Origin of the sequence: Micromonospora sp. NPDC050187 (genome assembly GCF_044459745.1) — a bacterium.
Classification (GTDB): Bacteria; Actinomycetota; Actinomycetes; order Mycobacteriales; family Micromonosporaceae; genus Micromonospora.
The window spans coordinates 79,423-96,667 of the sequence record NZ_JBITJH010000018.1; the positions used below are offsets into that span (position 1 = coordinate 79,423).

A 17,245-nucleotide genomic window follows, 5' to 3' on the forward strand; every position below is an offset into this window, starting at 1 on the left:
AGCGTAGCGAGCGAATCAGCAGCGTCGGTGTGCGTCAGGGCGCCGGCGAGCGGAGCGAGGTGGCGGCATGACCGACCTGACCCGGATGACCGCCGCCGAACTCGCCGGCCTGGTGGCCAGCGGTGAGACCTCCGCCGTCGAGGTGACCCGGGCGCACCTGGACCGGATCACCGCCGTCGACGAGCGGGTGCACGCCTTCCTGCACGTCGACACCGAGGGCGCGCTGGCCGCCGCCCGTACGGTGGACGAGCGCCGGGCCGCCGGCGAGGAGCTCGGCCCGCTGGCCGGCGTGCCGGTGGCGGTGAAGGACGTGCTCACCACGAAGGGCGTGCCGACCACCGTCGGCTCGAAGATCCTCGAAGGCTGGCGCCCGCCGTACGACTCGACCATCGTCGAGCGGCTCCGCGCCGCCGGCACGGTGATGCTCGGCAAGACCAACATGGACGAGTTCGCGATGGGCTCCTCCACGGAGTACTCCGCGTACGGCCCGACCCGCAACCCCTGGGACCTGGAGCGGATCCCGGGCGGCTCCGGTGGCGGCAGCGCCGCCGCGCTCGCCGCGTACGAGGCCCCGCTGTCGATCGGCTCGGACACCGGCGGCTCGATCCGCCAGCCGGGCGCGGTCACCGGCACCGTCGGCGCGAAGCCCACCTACGGCGGCACCTCCCGGTACGGCCTGGTCGCCTTCTCCTCCTCGCTGGACACCCCCGGCCCGTGTGCCCGTACCGTGCTCGACGCGGCGCTGCTGCACGCGGTGATCGGCGGGCACGACCCGCGCGACTCCACCTCCATCCCGCAGCCGGTGCCGGACGTGGTGGCCGCCGCGCGCCTCGGCGCGAGCGGCGACCTGACCGGCGTGAAGCTCGGTGTGGTCACCGAGTTCTCCGGCGAGGGGGCCGAGCCGGGTGTGCTCGCCGCCTTCCGGGACGCGGTCGAGGCGCTGACCAAGCTCGGCGCGGAGATCGTCGAGGTCTCCTGCCCGCACTTCAAGTACGCGCTGCCGGCGTACTACCTGATCGCGCCGAGCGAGTGCTCGTCCAACCTGGCCCGCTTCGACGGGGTCCGGTTCGGCCTGCGGGTCGGCGACGACGGCAACCACTCGCTGGAGGAGGTCATGTCGCTGACCCGGGACGCCGGCTTCGGCCCCGAGGTCAAGCGTCGGGTCATGCTCGGCACGTACGCCCTGTCGTCCGGCTACTACGACGCCTACTACGGCCAGGCGCAGAAGGTCCGGACGCTGATCACCCGGGATTTCACCGCCGCCTTCGACCAGGTCGACGCGCTGATCTCGCCGACCACCCCGTTCGTGGCGTTCCCGATGGGCGCGCGGATGTCCGACCCGTACCAGATGTACCTGGCGGACCTGTTCACCATTCCGTCGAACCTCTACGGCGGGCCGGGCATCTCGGTGCCCTGCGGGCTCTCCGAGGGGCTGCCGGTGGGGCTCCAGGTGATGGCCCCGACCATGGCCGACGACCGGATGTACCGGGTCGCCGCCGCACTGGAATCGGCCGTCGGCACGTTCACCCCGCCGGCACTGTGAGTCAGGAGCGTCAGATGACCACGACCCTGCCCGCGTACGACGACGTCGTCGCGCGCTACGAGCCGGTGATCGGCCTGGAGACCCACGTCGAGCTGGGCACGAACACCAAGATGTTCTGCGCCTGCCCGACCGACTTCGGCGGCGAGCCGAACACCCGGGTCTGCCCGGTCTGCCTGGGCCTGCCCGGCTCGCTGCCGGTGGCCAACAAGGCGGCGATCGAGGCGACCATCCGGATCGGCCTCGCGCTGAACTGCTCCATCGCCACCTGGTGCCGGTTCGCCCGGAAGAACTACTTCTACCCGGACATGCCGAAGAACTTCCAGATCAGCCAGTACGACGAGCCGCTCTGCGTCGACGGCTACCTGGACGTCGAGGTGAACGGCGAGCTGGTCCGGATCGGCATCGAGCGGGTGCACCTGGAGGAGGACACCGGCAAGACCCTGCACGTGGGCGGCTCCGGCCGGATCCACGGGGCCACCGAGTCGCTGGTCGACTACAACCGGGCCGGCATCCCGCTGGTCGAGATCGTCACCAAGCCGGTGCCCGGCATCGGGGCCCTGGCCCCGGAGGTGGCCCGGGCGTACGTGACCGAACTGCGTGACGTGATCCGCTCCCTCGGCGTCTCGGACGTGCGGATGGAGGAGGGCTCGCTGCGCTGCGACGTCAACACCTCGCTGAACCCGGTCGGCTCGACCGAGTGGGGTACCCGCACCGAGACCAAGAACGTCAACTCGCTGCGCTCGGTGGAGCGGGCGGTCCGTTCCGAGATGCTGCGCCAGGCGATGGTGCTCGACTCGGGCGGCCGGATCGTCCAGGAGACCCGGCACTTCCACGAGGACACCGGGGACACCACGTCGGGCCGGTCGAAGGAGACGGCTACCGACTACCGGTACTTCCCGGAGCCGGACCTCGTTCCGCTCGCCCCGGACCCGGCCTGGGTGGCCGAGCTGAAGGCCGCCCTGCCGGAGCTGCCCCGGCTGCACCGCCGCCGGCTCCAGCAGGACTGGGGGCTCTCCGACCACGACATGCAGTCGGTGCTGAACGCCGGCGCGGTCGAGCTGATCGAGGCCACCGTCGCCGCCGGGGCCACCCCGGCCGCCGCCCGCAAGTGGTGGCTGGGCGAGCTGTCCCGGCGGGCCAACGAGGCCGGCGTGGAACTGGCCGACGTCGGGGCCACCCCGGCCCAGGTCGCGGAGCTCCAGGGGCTGGTCGACGGGGGCAAGCTCAACGACAAGCTGGCCCGGGTGGTCCTGGAGGGCGTGGTGGCCGGCGAGGGCACCCCGACCGAGATCATGACCAACCGCAACCTGGAGGTCGTGTCGGACACCGGCGCGCTCACCGTCGCCGTCGACGAGGCCATCGCCGCCAACCCGGACGTCGCGGAGAAGGTCCGCAGCGGCAAGGTCGCCGCCGCGGGCGCGCTGGTCGGCGCGGTCATGAAGACCACCCGTGGCCAGGCCGACGCCAAGACCGTCCGCGAGCTGGTCCTGGCCCGCCTCGGCGTTTCCTAGCCGAGGCAGGGCGCCTTCGTTTCGTGCCTGCAGGGGTCCCCTGTTCGACAAAAAGCGGTAACAGGGGACCCCTGCAGGCACCCCTGCTCGCACCCCACCCCCCTCGGCAGGAGTTCAACGGTGAACGTCCACCCCTCCCCATCCGACGTCGACCTCGACGTGCTCGACGAGATCCAGCGGCGGGTGCTCTGGCTCGCCACCCGGATCGTGGACGCCGCCAACCACGACCGGCGCACCGGCGACGGGGTGAAGGTGGGCGGTCACCAGGCGTCCAGTGCCTCCCTGGTCACCGCGATGACCGCGCTCTGGTTCGCCCACCTGGACGCCGCCGACCGGGTCGCGGTCAAGCCGCACGCCTCGCCGGTGTTCCACGCCATCCAGTACCTGCTGGGCAACCTGGACCGGTCGTACCTGCCGAAGCTGCGGGCCCGGGGTGGGCTCCAGTCGTACCCGTCGCGCACCAAGGACCCGGACGAGGTGGACTTCTCCACCGGCTCGGTCGGTCTCGGCGCGGCGGCGCCACTCTTCGCGGCGGTCACCCGGCGGTACGTGGACGCACACTTCGGCTCCCGTCCGCACTCCCGGTTCGTCGCGCTGATCGGTGACGCCGAGCTGGACGAGGGGAACATCTGGGAGGCGGTCGCCGACCCGGCCACCACCGGGCTGGGAAACGTGACCTGGCTGGTGGACTTCAACCGCCAGTCGCTGGACCGGGTGGTGCCCGGCGTGCGGATCAACCAGTGGCGGGGCCAGTTCGAGGCAGCCGGCTGGCACGTCGTCGAGGTCAAGTACGGCAGGCGGCTCGCCGAGGCGTACGCCCGGCCCGGCGGCGCGGCACTGCGCGACTGGATCGACGCGATGCCCAACGAGCAGTACCAGTCGCTGTTCGGGCTGGCCGGGGACGCCCTGCGCACCCGCTTCCTCGACGGCGCGCCCGAGGGCATCGAGGCGTTGATCGCCGGCATCCCCGACGACGACCTCGGACCGCTCGTCACCGACCTCGGCGGGCACGACCTCGCCGCGATGCTCGACGCGTACGCCCAGTGCGACGCGGTGACCGACCGGCCGAGCGTGATCTTCGCCTACACGGTGAAGGGCTGGGGCCTGCCGATCGCCGGCAACCCGCGCAACCACTCGGCGCTGCTCAGCACCGAGCAGGTCGACGCCCTGCGCACCGCGCACGGGCTGACCCCGGACACCGAGTGGGACCGCCTCGACCCGGCCTCGCCGGCCGGGATCTGGGCCAACGCCCGCCGGGAGGCGCTGTCCCGTCCGCCGCGCGAGCGGGCGCTGCCGGTCACCGTCCCGGAGACCACCCGGGTACGCGCGAACAAGCCGATCTCCACCCAGGAGGTCTTCGGCCGGGTGCTGGTCGACCTGGCCCGGCACGAGGAGGTGGGCCGCTACCTGGTCACCACCGCGCCGGACGTGGCCACCTCGACCAACCTCGCCGGCTTCATCAACAAGACCGGCGTGTTCGCCCCGACGAAGCAGCGCTCCTGGTCGGAGGACCGGATGCTGCGCTGGGAGCAGCACCCCGCCGGGCAGCACATCGAACTGGGCATCTCCGAGATGAACCTGTTCCTGCTGCTCGGCCAGCTCGGACTGTCCTGGGACCTCTCCGGTCAGCCGCTGCTGCCGGTGGGCACGGTCTACGACCCGTTCGTGCTGCGCGGCCTGGACGCCTTCCTCTACGGCACCTACTCCGGTTCCCGGTTCGTGGTGGCCGGCACCCCGTCGGGGATCACCCTCGCCCCGGAGGGCGGGGCACACCAGTCGACCATCACCGCCTCGGTCGGCCTGGAACTGCCCGGGGTCACCTTCGTCGAGCCGGCCTACGCGACCACCCTGGACTGGCTGCTCTGCGACGCGTTCGGCCAGATCGCCCGGGGCGGCGCGCCGACCACCACCGCCGCGCCGACCGAGGACGGGGCGTACTACTTCCGGCTGAGCACCCGCCCGATCGACCAGGCCCCGTTCGAGGCGGCCCGCGCCCGGCTGGGGGACGCGGTGCTGCGCCGGCAGGCGGTCGCCGGGGCGTACCGGCTGGTCGACGCGCACCAGGCGCACCCGGAGCTGGCCGACGCCCCGGTGGTGCACCTGGCCGCCTCCGGCGCGGTGCTGCCGGAGGTGCTCGCCGCCGCGGCCGAACTGGCCGAGGAGGGCGTCGCCGCGCACGTGGTCGACGTGACCTCGTTGGACCGGCTCTACCGGGCCTGGCAGCGTACGCTGCGCCAGGGGGTCCGGACGGCGACCGTGCCGAGCGTGCCGGGCGTGCTGCGGGCGGCGTTCGGCGACCGGGCCCCGGTGGTGACCGTGCACGACGCGGCCTCGCACGCGATGGCCTGGCTCGGCTCGGCGCTCGGGGTGCCGGCGGTGCCGCTCGGGGTGGACGAGTTCGGCCAGTCCGGCAGCGTCGGTGAGCTGTACGAGCTGCACGACCTGCTGCCCGGCAGCATCGTCAACGCCGCCCTGGCCGCCCTCTCCCTGCGCTGACCGCCCGGGGTCACACCCGCCGGCGGCCCGGGCGACCATCCTCCGGCAGACCGGAGCCGGTCGTTCGGTGGCGGAGGGTGACTGGGCTCGGCTGAGTGGCATGTTCCACCCAGCGTGACGGCCGCCACCGACGACGGGAAGCTCGCGCCGCCCTTTGCTCTGCAGTCGCATCAGCGCCACCGGGTGCCACCTGCTGTTACGGCTGTTGCGGCGTAGCGGGGTGGTGGTTCCGGCAGACACGAATCGTGCCTGGTGCGCCAGCGGGTGCAGAGCAAAGGGCAACAAGGGGATGGCCCCGCCGGGCAGAATGGTCACTCACGGTGAGGGTCGGCGTGGAGGTTCGAGTCAGCGGGTCGGGGTGGGGGTGACCGGGACGTCCGCGCCGGCCTGCGGGTCCCGGACCACCCGTCGTTCCAGGTTGACCTGTGCCTGGCCGGTGCCGCCGACGGTGATGTCGTCGTACGCCTGGAGCAGCTTGTTCTCGTCGAAGTAGAGCACGCTCATCGACAGCGGCGTCGGCTCCTCGCCCTCCAGTCCGCGCAGCCCGGCCCCGCCGGTGGAGCCCTGCACCATCAGCTGGGTCGGCGTCTTGCCGTCCTGCTGCGGCAGCTTGGAGACCTGCCGGCTGTGGGTGTGCCCGGAGAGCACCAGCGGGCAGGTGCCGGAGAGCGGGCCGGCCGAGGCCGGGTCGTGCACCAGGGCGATGTTCACCGGCGTCGGCGAGTCACGCACGGTGGTGGCCAGCTTCTCGCCCACGCTGATCACCTGGTCGGCGGTGGGCCGGTCGAGGCCGCCGGCGGCGGGGGCGGTGCTCTTGTCCGGGGTGAAGCGGGGGTCGGCGATGCCGGCGATGGTCAGCCCGGCCACCGTGGTGGTCGCGTTGTCCAGCACGATCGCGTTCGGCTGGCGGGCCACGGCGGCGGCGGTCCGCCCCGAGTCGTGGTTGCCCCGGATGTAGACGTACGGCTTCTTGAGCAGCCCGATCGAGCCGACGTAGTTCGCCTCCGGCTCGCTGCCCCAGTCGGTGATGTCGCCGGTGTCGATCACCACGTCGATGTCGAACTGCTCCACCACGGTGCGGATGAGCTGCCAACCGGTCGGGTTCAGGTGCATGTCGGAGACGTGCAGCACCCGGGTGGTGTTCGGGGCCGGCTCGTACACCGGCAGGGCCGAGACGGTGGTGTAGAGCTGGCTGACGTTGCCCACCAGCCGCTGGAGCTGTTCGGCGTACTTGGTGTAGTCGTTGGCGATCCGCCGCGCGTCACCGACGATGGCGGGGGCGTTGACCAGCAGCCCCTCGTACCGGGGCTCCTCGATCGACTGCGGCCGGAGGGTGGACGCGGCGACGCCGAGGCTGCCTGCGGTGACCACCAGCGCCAGCCCGCCGGCCCAGGCCGTGCGGCGGGTGTCCCGGAAGGCCAGCCCGGCCAGGACCAGGGTGACCAGGACGGCGGTGCCGACGGTCCGCAGGCCGAGGCGGAACACGCCGTTGCGGACGTCCTCGACGGCGGACTGGCTGGCCCGGTTGATGCTCGCCGGATCGTCGATCAGCGCCTCGACCCGGCCCTGGTCGAGCGCCCCCAGCTCGACCTCGAGGTGGGTCGGCCCGTCGTGGCTGTCCAGCAGGAGGGCACCCAGCGGTGGGATGTCGACGGTGGTGCCGCCGTCGAGCGTCGGGGTCAGCACCATCCGGGCCCGGAACGGCCCGATGTCGGTGTCGACCTGACCGCCGCCGAGGACGCCGAGCAGGGCACCGGTCAGACTGATCGCCAGGACCGCCAGCCCCACCCCGAGCCGACGCAGCCGGCCGGCCCATCTCCGCCTGTCGGGACGACCGTCCCCGGGGCGCTGCCGCGTGTTCTCGTCGTGCCCGTCCATGATGAGATTCTGACCTGCCCCACAGGGGATCTTGGTAAACCCGGGGTTCCCGCCCTGCCGTGGCCGGTGGACGTTTCCCCAGGTCAGCTGCGACCGGCTCCGCCGCCGGCGAAGACCAGCCGGAGCAGGCGGTCGTCCTCCGGTTCCGGATCGCCCCGGCCGTCGTGGTTGGAGGTGCTCACCCAGACCGAGCCGTCGGGAGCGGCGGCCACCGCCCGCAGCCGACCGTACCGGCCGGTGAGCAGTTCCCGGGGCTGGCCGAGCACGGTGCCGGTGTCGGTCAGCTCGACCAGCCAGAGCCGCTCCCCGCGCAGGCAGGCGGTGGCCAGCAGCCGCTCCACGACCGCCGCGCCGGAGCAGGACGCGTCCCCGGTGCGCCACTGCACGATCGGGTCCCGGTAGCGGCGGTCGCCGGCCTTCCCCTCCACCTGCGGCCAGCCGTAGTTGCCGCCCTTGGTGACCAGGTTGACCTCGTCCCAGGTGTTCTGCCCGAACTCCACGGCGTACATCCGCTTGCCGGCGTCCCAGGTGATGCCCTGCACGTTGCGGTGGCCGAGCGACCAGACCGGCGAGTTCGGGTACGGGTTGCCGGGGGCCGGCTTGCCGTCGGGAGTGATGCGGAGGATCTTGCCGCCGAGGCTCTTGACGTCCTGCGAGAGCGGGCGGTCGCCGCCGTCGCCGGTGCTGGCGTAGAGGAAGCCGTCCGGACCGAAGGCGAGGCCGCCGCCGTTGTGGATGCCGGCGACCGGGATGCCGGTGAGGATCGGCGTGGGCGTCCCGCCGAGGGTGAACTTGACGATCCGGTTGTCCCGCTCGGTGGAGTGGTAGGCGAAGATCGTCCGGTCGGTGGCGTAGCTGGGGGAGACGGCGATGCCGAGCAGGCCACCCTCGCTGGACGCCTCGACCTCGGCGATGGTCTGCACCGGGGTGACCTTCAGCCCGTCCGGTCCGGACTCCGGCCCGACCTGGAGGATCCGGCCGTTGTCGCGTTCGGTGACCAGGGCTCCGCCGTCCGGCAGGAAGGCGATCGCCCACGGCACCCGCAGCCCCTTGGCCAGTACCGTCGCCACCACCTCCTGCCCGCCCTCGCTGCCGGCGGTCGCCGACGGCGTCGGAAAGGTCGGCGGCTCACCGGCCGGGTCGGGTTCCGGCTCGCCGAGGCTGCATCCGGCGGTGACCAGCAGCAGCACCGCGCAGGACGCCGCCGCCGTCGCGCGCAGGCGGCCGATGCGGGGGTACGGGAGACGAGCGCTCACCCGGACCAGACTAGCCGCTCACCGGACCGGGTTCCGGTACGCGATCGGTGCTCTCCACCCGGAAACACGCCGACAAAATTGGATATGTCAGCCGGTAGCCCCCCGGGATTGCGACACTGCCAGCCGTGGTGCTCATCGACCGGCCGGCTCGGGACCCCGTACCAGCCGGTGTGCCGGCCCGGCGTCGGGTGGTGTCTCCCGGTCGGACGGCCCTCGCGCTCGGGGCGGTCGGGGTCGCCTACCGACTGGCGGCGCTCCTGGCCGGCCTGCCCCCGACCAACAGCGACGAGGCAGTCACCGGCCTGGTCGCCACGCACGTCGCGCAGGGACGCGAGTTCCCGCTCTTCTTCTACGGCCAGTACTACATGGGGGCGTTGGAGGCGTACCTCGCCGCCCCGCTGTTCGCGCTCGGCGGTTCGGGCGTGGTAGCGCTGCGGCTGCCGAACCTGGCGCTCTACGCCCTGTTCCTCGTCCTGATGTGGCAGCTCACCCGCCGGCTCTACCATCCGTGGTTCGCCACCGCCGTGGTCGGCCTGCTCGCCCTCGGCTCGGACCGGATCCTCAAGAACCAGTTGATCGCCGGGGGCGGCTACCCGGAGATGAACCCGGCCGGGGCGCTGCTCGTCCTGCTCGCCGTGCTGCTCGGCCTCGGCGCGGTCCGCCGCCGCGCGTCGGCCTGCGCCGCCTTCGGCCTGGTCGCCGGCCTCACCCTCTGGGACGACTGGCTGGTCCTGCCGTACGTGGCCGCCGCCGGGGCGCTGCTGCTCGCCGGCGCCGGCCGGGACCTGGCCGGACGCTGCGGGGCGGCCCTGGCCGCCGGGCTCGTCGTCGGGCTGCTGCCGATCGTGGCGCACAACCTCACCGCCGCGCCGGAGCACCGCTCGCTTGCCGCCTACCGCCAGCTCGGCGGGGGTACGCCCGGCGACTGGGTCGACCGGCTGCACGGGGGCGTGCTGTTCGGGCTGCCGATGGGCACCGGGTTCTGCCCACCCGGTCGGTGCGCCGACTGGCAGCTCTGGTGGGGGGTGGCCGCTCCGCTGCTGCTGGCGGTGGCCGGACTGCTCGCCCTCCGGGCGCTGTGGATCCTGCGGCCGGGGATCCTGCGGCCGGCGTCGCCCCGACGCGACGACGCGGTCCGGACGGCGCGGATCCGGCAGGGCGGCCGGCTGGCGCTGGTCGGGGCGGCGACCGTGAGCCTGGCCGCGTACGCCGGCAGCGCCGCCGCCGGCGACACCCCGGTGGAGAGTTCCCGCTACCTGTCCTGCCTGCTCATCTCCCTGCCGGCGCTGCTCTGGCCGCTGTGGGCGGCCGCCGGCAACCACCTGCTCCCCGCCGCCGCCCGGCTCACGGCACGGGCCGGGCTGGCGGCGGTGGCCGGCGGTGCGGTGCTGGCCACCGGGGCGCTGGTCGCCGACGCGGACACCCTGACCCGCGCCGACGCGCAGCGGCGACAACTGGTCGTCGCCCTCGACCGGCTCGGCGTCCGGGACTTCTACGCCGACTACTGGACCTGCTACCCGGTCGTCCTCGCCACCCGCGAACGGCTGGCCTGCGGGGTGATCCGGGACGACCTGCGCGCCGGCTGGGACCGGTATCCGGCGTACCCGGCGCGGGTGGCCGGGGCCGACCGGGTGGCGTACGTGCTGCCCACCGGCACGGCGCTGAGCCGGGCGGTGGCCGACCACCTGGCCGCCACCGGCACGGCGGTGACCCGGACGACCGTGCCCGGGTACGACATCCACCTGCCCGCCGCCCCGGTGGGCCTGCCGCTGCGCTGACGGCTAGGGTCGGCGAGCGTGAAGGTATGGATCCCGCACGAGCAGGGCCGGGCCCTGGTCGACCAGCTGCCCGGTGTCACCGTCGAGGTCGCCGAGAGCCCGGACCGGCTGCCGGGTGATCCGGCCGGGGTGCGGTTCTGGGTGCCGCCGTTCCTCTCCACCGGGCGCGTGGTCGAGCTGGCCGGCAAGCTGCCCGACCTGGAGGCGGTGCAGCTGCTCAGCGCCGGGGCGGACGCCTGGGTCGGCCGCCTGCCGGCCGGGGTGACCCTCTGCGACGCCCGGGGCGTGCACGACTCCGCCACCGCCGAGTGGGTGGTCACCGCGATCCTGTCCCGGCTGCGTGGGTTCGACACCCTCGCCCGTGCGCAGGGCCGGCGCGAGTGGGCGTACGGCGCGGTGGCCCCGACCGACGAGCTGGCCGGCAAGCGGGTGCTGATCGTCGGCGCCGGCTCGATCGGCGCGGCGGTACGGGCCCGGCTGGCTCCCTTCGAGGTGAGCTTCACCCTGGTCGCCCGGACCGCCCGCCCCGACGAGGGCGTGTACGGCGTCGACGAGCTGCCCGCGCTGCTGCCGGAGGCGGACGTCGTCGTGCTGCTGGTGCCACTGACCGGGGCGACCCGGGGCCTGGTCGACGCGGCCTTCCTCGCCGCGATGCCCGACGGGGCCCTGCTGGTGAACGCGGCCCGGGGGCCGGTGGTCCACACCCCGGCGCTGGTGGCCGAGCTGACCACCGGCCGGATCGCCGCCGCCCTGGACGTCACCGACCCGGAGCCGCTGCCGACCGACCACCCGCTCTGGGAGCTGCCCAACGTGCTGATCACCCCGCACGTCGGCGGCTCGGTACGCGGCCTGCTGCCCCGGGCCTACCGGCTGGTGGCCGACCAGTTGGGTCGACTGGTGGCGGGCCGGCCGCTGGAGAACGTCGTCACCGACGGCTACTGACGGCGGTCAGTCGTCGGCACCGTCCGGGGCGGCCGGAAGGGTCTGGCCGGTGACCGCGACGAGCCGGGGCAGGTCGGCACCGCGCACCGCCGGCAGGGCCACCCGCTCACCGTCGTCGAGCCGGGCGACCGCCCGCCCCTTCGGGTCGGCGGCCAGTTCGGCGATCCGCGCCCAGGGCAGTCGACGCTGCCCGAACAGCGCGCGGACGCGGACCTCCCGGGGGTCGGCGTCGGTGCCGGCCCGCCATGCCCAGACGGCGACCACCAGCGGGACGAGCAGCACCGGGAGGAGATACCACCGGGCGTCGGCGATAGGCAGCGCGCCGATGAAGGCGACCACCGCTGCGGCCAGGATGGCCTGGCTGTGCCGGAAACGGAGAGTGTCGGTGCGACTCACCCCCCGATGATTCCACCTCTGCGGAGGAGCCCCGGCGTCGGGCGGTCCCGCACGAGTCGGTCGGTGACCGGGGTCACGGTCGGTAGGGCGTAACCGGACGTCGGTCGGGGTCGTTGCGCGAGCAGAGAGGTGTACCGGTTTCACGTCCGGCCGCCCCGACCCGTGCACGGAGGTGCCGAACGTGTCCCTCGCACCGCCACCCCGCACTCCCGTACCGGTGCCCGAGACCGCCGTCGTCGCGGTCGTGCTGCTGTTCGTCGTCGCCGGCCTGGTCGGCCTGCTGCCCGCCCCCGCCGCGGTGGCGCTCGCCGTGGCGGTGGCCGCGACCGTCGCCACCGTCCGGCTGGTCCCGCTGGCCCGTACGGACCGGCGGATCCGGCACACCGTCACGCTGCTCGACGGCGGGGTGGCCGTGGCCGCGCTCTGCGTCGCCGGGCTGCCGCTGGTCGCCCCGGCCGACCGGGCCGCGGTCGCCACCGTCGGGCTCTCCACCGTCGCCCTGCTGCACACCCTCGGTCTGCTCCTGCTGCCGGGGCCCGCGCCACTGCCGACCGCCGTCCGGCTACGGGAGGCGACGGACGCGGTCGGCCTCGGGCTCAGCCTGGCCTTCGCCAGCTGGATGCTGCTGCCCGCCGGGGCCGCTCCGGGGCCCGTGCGGGCGGCCCTGGTGGTCGCCGCCGGGGGGATCTCGGCGGTCCTGGTCACCGCCTCGACCGACGGTCCGCCCCGGGTCGGCATGGCCGCCTGGCGGGTCGGTGCCGTGGCGAGCCAGCTCGGCCTGACCGGTCTGGTGCTGCTCCACGCCTACCAGGTCCCGGAACCGGCGACGCTGCTGGTGGCCCCCCTGACGGCAGCGGGCGTGCTGCTGACCGTGGCCGGTGCCCGCCGGCTGACCCGTCCGGCCCCGCCGCACCACGCCGGTCCGTCGCCGGTCTGGCCCCGGATCACCGCCCCGGCCGTGATCGCCACCCTGGGCGCCGGCTACCACCTCGCCCGGGTCGGGGAGTTCGACCGTACCGCGATCGCCCTCGGCCTGGTGGTGATCCCACCGCTGGTCGTCCGGGAGCTGCTGACCGCCGCCGACACCCGTCGGTACGCCGCCCGCCTCACCCGGCAGGAGGCCCGGTTCCGGGCCCTCGTCTCGGGTGGGCACGACCTGATCGTCCTGCTCGACGACGACCTGCGGGTGCGCTGGCAGTCGCCGGTCGCCACCCGTCTGTTCGGGTGGACCGACGCCGACCTGCTCGGTCGTCCCTTCGCGGACCTGCTCCACCCCGCGGACGTGCCCCGGGCCGGGGCCGTGCTGGCGGAGGTCCGGGCCGGGCGACCGCCGGGGCTGCTCGCCGTCCGGTTGCGCGACGGGCGGGGAGTCTGGCGGGAAACGGAGTCCACCGTCGGCGACCAGCGCGACGTGCCCGAGGTGGCGGCACTCGTCCTGCACGTCCGGGACGTGGGCGAACGGCGTCGGTTGGAGCGCACGGTGCACCACCTCGCCGTCACCGACCACCTCACCGGACTGGTCAACCGACGTGAGCTGCGCCGGGCGCTGACCGGCCGGCGGACCGAACCGGGGGAGCCCGCCACGCTGCTCGTGCTGGACCTGCACGGCCTGTCCGAGGTCAACGACGGCAGCGGGCAGGCCGTGGGTGACCAGGTGCTCGTCGAGGTGGCCGAACGGCTGCGCGCCACCGCCGGCCCGGACGACCTGGTCGCCCGGCTGGCCGGCGACGAGTTCGCGGTGATCGCCGAGAGCGGCTCGGTGCCCGCGTACGGGCTCGCCGTCCGGCTGCTCGGCGCGCTCACCGAGCCGTACCGGCTGCCCGGGGCGCAGGTGCGGCTGGAGGTGAGCATCGGGGTCGCCGACACCGCCGCCGGCAGTGCCGACGACGTGCTACGACAGGCCGACCTGGCCCGACGGCGGGCCAGCCAGCTCGGCCGCAACCGGATCGAGTGGTACGACGTCTTCCTCGAGGAGCAGCTGGTCCGCCGGCTGGACCTGGAGCGGGAACTGGCCGGCGCGGTGACCCGGGGTGAGCTGGACCTCGTCTACCAGCCGGTGCACCGCCTGGTCGACCGGGCACCGGTGGGCACCGAGGCGCTGCTGCGCTGGCGCAACCCCCTGCTCGGCACCGTGCTTCCCGCCGAGCTGATTCCGGTCGCGACCGACCTGGGCCTGTTGGGCGAGGTGGGGCAGTGGGTGCTGGACCGGGCCTGCCGGCAGCTCGCCGCCTGGTCGGTGACGCACCCGCTGCTCTGGATGGCGGTCAACGTGACCCCGGCCGAGCTGACCGATCCGAGCTTCGTCACCCGGGTGTCGGGCGCTCTCGCCCGGCACGGGGTGGCGGCCGACCGGCTGGTGGTCGAGGTCGGTGAGGCCGGGCTCGACGTCGACCTGCCGACCGTGGTGGCCCGGCTGGCCGGGCTGCGGTCCCTCGGCGTCCGGACCGCGCTGGACGACTTCCATGCCGGACGTGCCTCGCTGCGTCGGTTGCGGGAGCTGCCGATCGACCTGGTCAAGGTCGACCGACGGGTGGTCGGCGGCGGCGAGCCGGAGCAGCCCCTGATCGACGTGGTGCTGAACCTGGGCGGGCGGCTCGGGCTGGAGGTCGTGGTGGAGGAACTGGAGTCGTCCGGTCAGGTCGACCGGGCGTACCGGGCCGGCTGCCGGTACGGGCAGGGCTTCGCGTTGTCCCGCCCGGCGACCGCCGAGCGGGTGGAGGCGTTCCTGGAGGAACACCCGTCACCTGACGCGTTCGCCTGACCGGGGCGGCGCGGTGCTGCCGCGCGGGGTCAGGTGCGCCGTCTCGTCCTGGAACGCGCCGACCGTCTCCCCGGCGATCGCCGCCAGCAGGTTCCGGGCGGCGAGCGCGCCGTACGCGGGGATGTCCCGGCCGAGCGCGGTCAGCGGCGGGTGGACCAGCCGGCAGAGCGGAGAGTCGTCCCACGCCACGATGGAGAGGTCGCCGGGGACGGCGAGCCCCATCTCCTGGGCGACCGCGAGCCCGGCGACGGCCATCACGTCGTTGTCGTAGATGACCGCGGTGGGCCGGCCCGGGGAGCTGAGCAGCCGCCGGGTCGCCCGGGACCCCTCCTCCCCGGTGTAGTCGGAGGGGACGGTCACCGCGTCGACCAGGCCGAGTTCCCGGCACACCCGCTCGAACGCCTCGGTGCGGTTGCGGGTGTGCAGCAGGTCGGGCAGGCCACCGACCCGGGCGATCCGGCGGTGTCCGAGGGCGACCAGGTACTCCACCGCCTCGACCAGTGCGGCGGCGTCGTCACACCAGACGCTGGGGAGCGTGCCGGTGTGTCCCGGTCCGCCGATCACCACCGCGGGCAGGCGCAGTTCCTCCAGCACCGGCACCCGGCGGTCGTCCACCCGCAGGTCGCAGACGAGCACGCCGTCGACCCGTCGTTCGCCCCACCAGCGCCGGTAGACCGCGATCTCCGCGTCCTGGTCGGCGACGACCTGGAGGGTCAGCGCGTACGACCGGGCGGAGAGCTCGGCCTCGACGCCGCTGATCAGTTCCATGAAGAACGGTTCGATGCCGAGGATCCGGGCCGGACGGCAGAGGGCCAGCCCGACCGCCGCGGCGGTGGCCCCGGAGAGGGCCCGGGCGGCGCTGCTCGGGCTGAAGCCGATCTCCTCGGCGATGGCGAGGATGCGCTGTCGGGTGGCCTCGGAGACGCCGGGCTGCCCGTTGAGCGCGTACGACACCGCTCCCTTGGAGACACCGGCCCGTCGGGCGACGTCGGCGATGGTCGGCCGCTTCACCGGCGCGTCCCTCCACTTCCCGGTCACCCTCGCGGGTGGTTCCCTGCGGACCCTCGGGCTGATCATGCCCGACCGGCCCCCGGCGCACCCACGCTACTGCACACCGCACCGTCCCGGCGGGAACGAAGAAACTTGCCCGGTTAAGCAGCGCGCCTCCCGGGCATTCAATCGCTCCCGCTGCCGGGAGTGGGGCCCTAATCAGCAGCCATCCAATGCTCACTGACGGCAACTGAAGATTTCGATCATCTTCAATCGTTGACATGTCGGAAGCTGGCTCGTACGGTGGCTTGACTTATCCGGTTCAGTCGATGGCTCTCGATTGCGGGAGCGTTCCCACGCGGAGGGTGACATGGCACGGTCCTGGTCCCGATGGGCCCGGCTGGCCTCGGCGGGTGTGGTCAGCCTGGTCATGGTCGCGGCATGCAGCGGCAACAGCGGTGGTGGCGGATCCGACGCGGGAGGAACCGTCACGCTGAAGATCAATTTTTGGGGCGACTTCGGCCTCGACGAGCTGAAGTCGACGTACGAGGCGGCCAACCCGAACGTCAAGATCGTGCTGAACACCGGGGAGTACAACGCCCAGCACGAGGACCTCCAGAAGAAGCTCATCGCCGGCAGCGGCGCCCCCGACATCGCCGCCATCGACGAGGGCTTCGTCGTCCAGTTCCGGGGCCAGGCCGACAAGTTCGTCAACCTCCTGGACCGGGGCGCCGGCCAGTACGAGCAGAAGTACCTGCCCTGGAAGTGGCAGCAGACCCTCACCCCCGACGGCAGGACCCAGATCGGCCTCGGCACCGACGTCGGCGGTCTGGCGATGTGCTACCGCACCGACCTGTTCGCCGCCGCCGGCCTGCCCACCGAACGGGACCAGGTGTCCGCGCTCTGGCCCACCTGGGACACCTTCGTCGAGACCGGTCAGCGGTACACCGCCCGCAGCGGCAAGAAGTTCATCGACTCCGGCACCAACATCTTCAACCCGGTCCTCGGGCAGCAGCCGGTCGGCTTCTACGACTCCAGCGAGACGCTGAAGATGGACGGCGGGCCGAAGGTCGCCTTCGATGTCGCCGCGAAGAGCATCGCCGCCGGCCTGTCCGCCAACCTCACCGCCTTCTCGCCCGAGTGGAACAGCGGCTTCGTCAAGGGCGACTTCGCCGTGCTGGCCTGCCCGGCCTGGATGCAGGGGCACATCAGGAACACCGCGCCGCAGACCGAGGGCAAGTGGGACGTGGCCGCGATCCCCGGCGGAGGCGGCAACTGGGGCGGCTCCTTCCTGACCATTCCCAAGCAGGGTAAGAACGTCGACGAGGCGTACCGGTTCCTGGAGTGGCTGATCCAGCCGGAGCAGCAGATCGAGATCTTCAAGAAGGTCGGCAACCTGCCGTCCCAGCCGGCGCTCTACCAGGACCCGGCGATCAGGGACTTCGCCAATCCGTTCTTCAACGACGCGCCCGTCGGGCAGATCTTCTCCAGGACGGCCGAGAACCTCACCCCGCAGTACCTGGGCAGGAAGAACGGCCCGACCCGGGTCGCCGTGGAGAACGTGCTGAACCGCCTGGCCACCGGCAACCTCAAGGGCAAGCCCGACCAGGCCTGGACCGAGGCGGTCAAGGAAGCCGAGAAGGCCGCGAACTCCTGACCGTACGCGGGCGGTCGGCCGGTGGGACGTGCTCAGG

The 17,245-nt window shown here is 73.4% G+C and carries 11 protein-coding genes; 7 read left to right on the forward strand and 4 right to left on the reverse strand.

Going from position 1 to position 17,245, the window contains the following annotated elements; all coding sequences use genetic code 11:
- Window positions 1-67 precede the first annotated feature (67 nt).
- From gatA to ACIBJE_RS24425, 3 genes are all read left to right on the forward strand, one after another.
- The gene (gene gatA, locus ACIBJE_RS24415; RefSeq protein WP_396752024.1) at window positions 68-1,543 is read left to right on the forward strand and encodes an Asp-tRNA(Asn)/Glu-tRNA(Gln) amidotransferase subunit GatA; all 1,476 of its coding nucleotides are present in this window, start codon (window positions 68-70) and stop codon (window positions 1,541-1,543) included.
- A gap of 14 nt (window positions 1,544-1,557) precedes the next feature.
- Entirely contained in the window at window positions 1,558-3,054 is a 1,497-nt protein-coding gene (gene gatB / locus ACIBJE_RS24420) for an Asp-tRNA(Asn)/Glu-tRNA(Gln) amidotransferase subunit GatB (RefSeq protein ID WP_396752026.1), read from the forward strand.
- A 120-nt stretch (window positions 3,055-3,174) separates the two neighbouring features.
- The gene (locus tag ACIBJE_RS24425; protein WP_396752028.1) at window positions 3,175-5,550 is read left to right on the forward strand and encodes a transketolase-like TK C-terminal-containing protein; all 2,376 of its coding nucleotides are present in this window, start codon (window positions 3,175-3,177) and stop codon (window positions 5,548-5,550) included.
- 345 nt (window positions 5,551-5,895) lie between these two features.
- On the opposite strand, the gene ACIBJE_RS24430 is transcribed toward ACIBJE_RS24425, so the two are convergent.
- Together ACIBJE_RS24430 and ACIBJE_RS24435 are read right to left on the reverse strand one after the other, a co-directional pair.
- On the reverse strand, window positions 5,896-7,428 hold the full coding sequence (locus ACIBJE_RS24430) for a metallophosphoesterase (protein ID WP_396752030.1): 1,533 nt from the start codon (window positions 7,426-7,428) through the stop codon (window positions 5,896-5,898).
- A gap of 83 nt (window positions 7,429-7,511) precedes the next feature.
- Entirely contained in the window at window positions 7,512-8,684 is a 1,173-nt protein-coding gene (locus ACIBJE_RS24435) for a PQQ-dependent sugar dehydrogenase (RefSeq protein WP_396752032.1), read from the reverse strand.
- A gap of 125 nt (window positions 8,685-8,809) precedes the next feature.
- Here ACIBJE_RS24435 and ACIBJE_RS24440 point away from each other — a divergent pair, with 125 nt between their 5' ends.
- Both ACIBJE_RS24440 and ACIBJE_RS24445 read left to right on the forward strand, forming a co-directional pair.
- Complete coding sequence (locus ACIBJE_RS24440) at window positions 8,810-10,462, forward strand: hypothetical protein (RefSeq protein ID WP_396752034.1); 1,653 nt, start codon at window positions 8,810-8,812, stop codon at window positions 10,460-10,462.
- Window positions 10,463-10,480: 18 nt separating this feature from the next.
- Window positions 10,481-11,404, forward strand: a complete 924-nt coding sequence (locus ACIBJE_RS24445; RefSeq protein WP_396752036.1) for a 2-hydroxyacid dehydrogenase — start codon at window positions 10,481-10,483, stop codon at window positions 11,402-11,404.
- Window positions 11,405-11,410: 6 nt separating this feature from the next.
- On the opposite strand, the gene ACIBJE_RS24450 is transcribed toward ACIBJE_RS24445, so the two are convergent.
- The gene (locus ACIBJE_RS24450; protein ID WP_396752038.1) at window positions 11,411-11,800 is read right to left on the reverse strand and encodes a PH domain-containing protein; all 390 of its coding nucleotides are present in this window, start codon (window positions 11,798-11,800) and stop codon (window positions 11,411-11,413) included.
- 181 nt (window positions 11,801-11,981) lie between these two features.
- Between ACIBJE_RS24450 and ACIBJE_RS24455 the strand changes: the two genes are divergently transcribed.
- Window positions 11,982-14,561, forward strand: a complete 2,580-nt coding sequence (locus tag ACIBJE_RS24455; protein ID WP_396752040.1) for a putative bifunctional diguanylate cyclase/phosphodiesterase — start codon at window positions 11,982-11,984, stop codon at window positions 14,559-14,561.
- On the opposite strand, the gene ACIBJE_RS24460 is transcribed toward ACIBJE_RS24455, so the two are convergent.
- Window positions 14,541-15,572, reverse strand: coding sequence for a LacI family DNA-binding transcriptional regulator (locus ACIBJE_RS24460; RefSeq protein WP_396752042.1), 1,032 nt, complete (start codon window positions 15,570-15,572; stop codon window positions 14,541-14,543). The two genes, ACIBJE_RS24455 and ACIBJE_RS24460, sit on opposite strands and share 21 nt — an antisense overlap.
- Window positions 15,573-15,921: 349 nt before the next feature.
- Here ACIBJE_RS24460 and ACIBJE_RS24465 point away from each other — a divergent pair, with 349 nt between their 5' ends.
- On the forward strand, window positions 15,922-17,208 hold the full coding sequence (locus ACIBJE_RS24465) for an extracellular solute-binding protein (protein WP_396752044.1): 1,287 nt from the start codon (window positions 15,922-15,924) through the stop codon (window positions 17,206-17,208).
- Window positions 17,209-17,245: the final 37 nt, after the last annotated feature.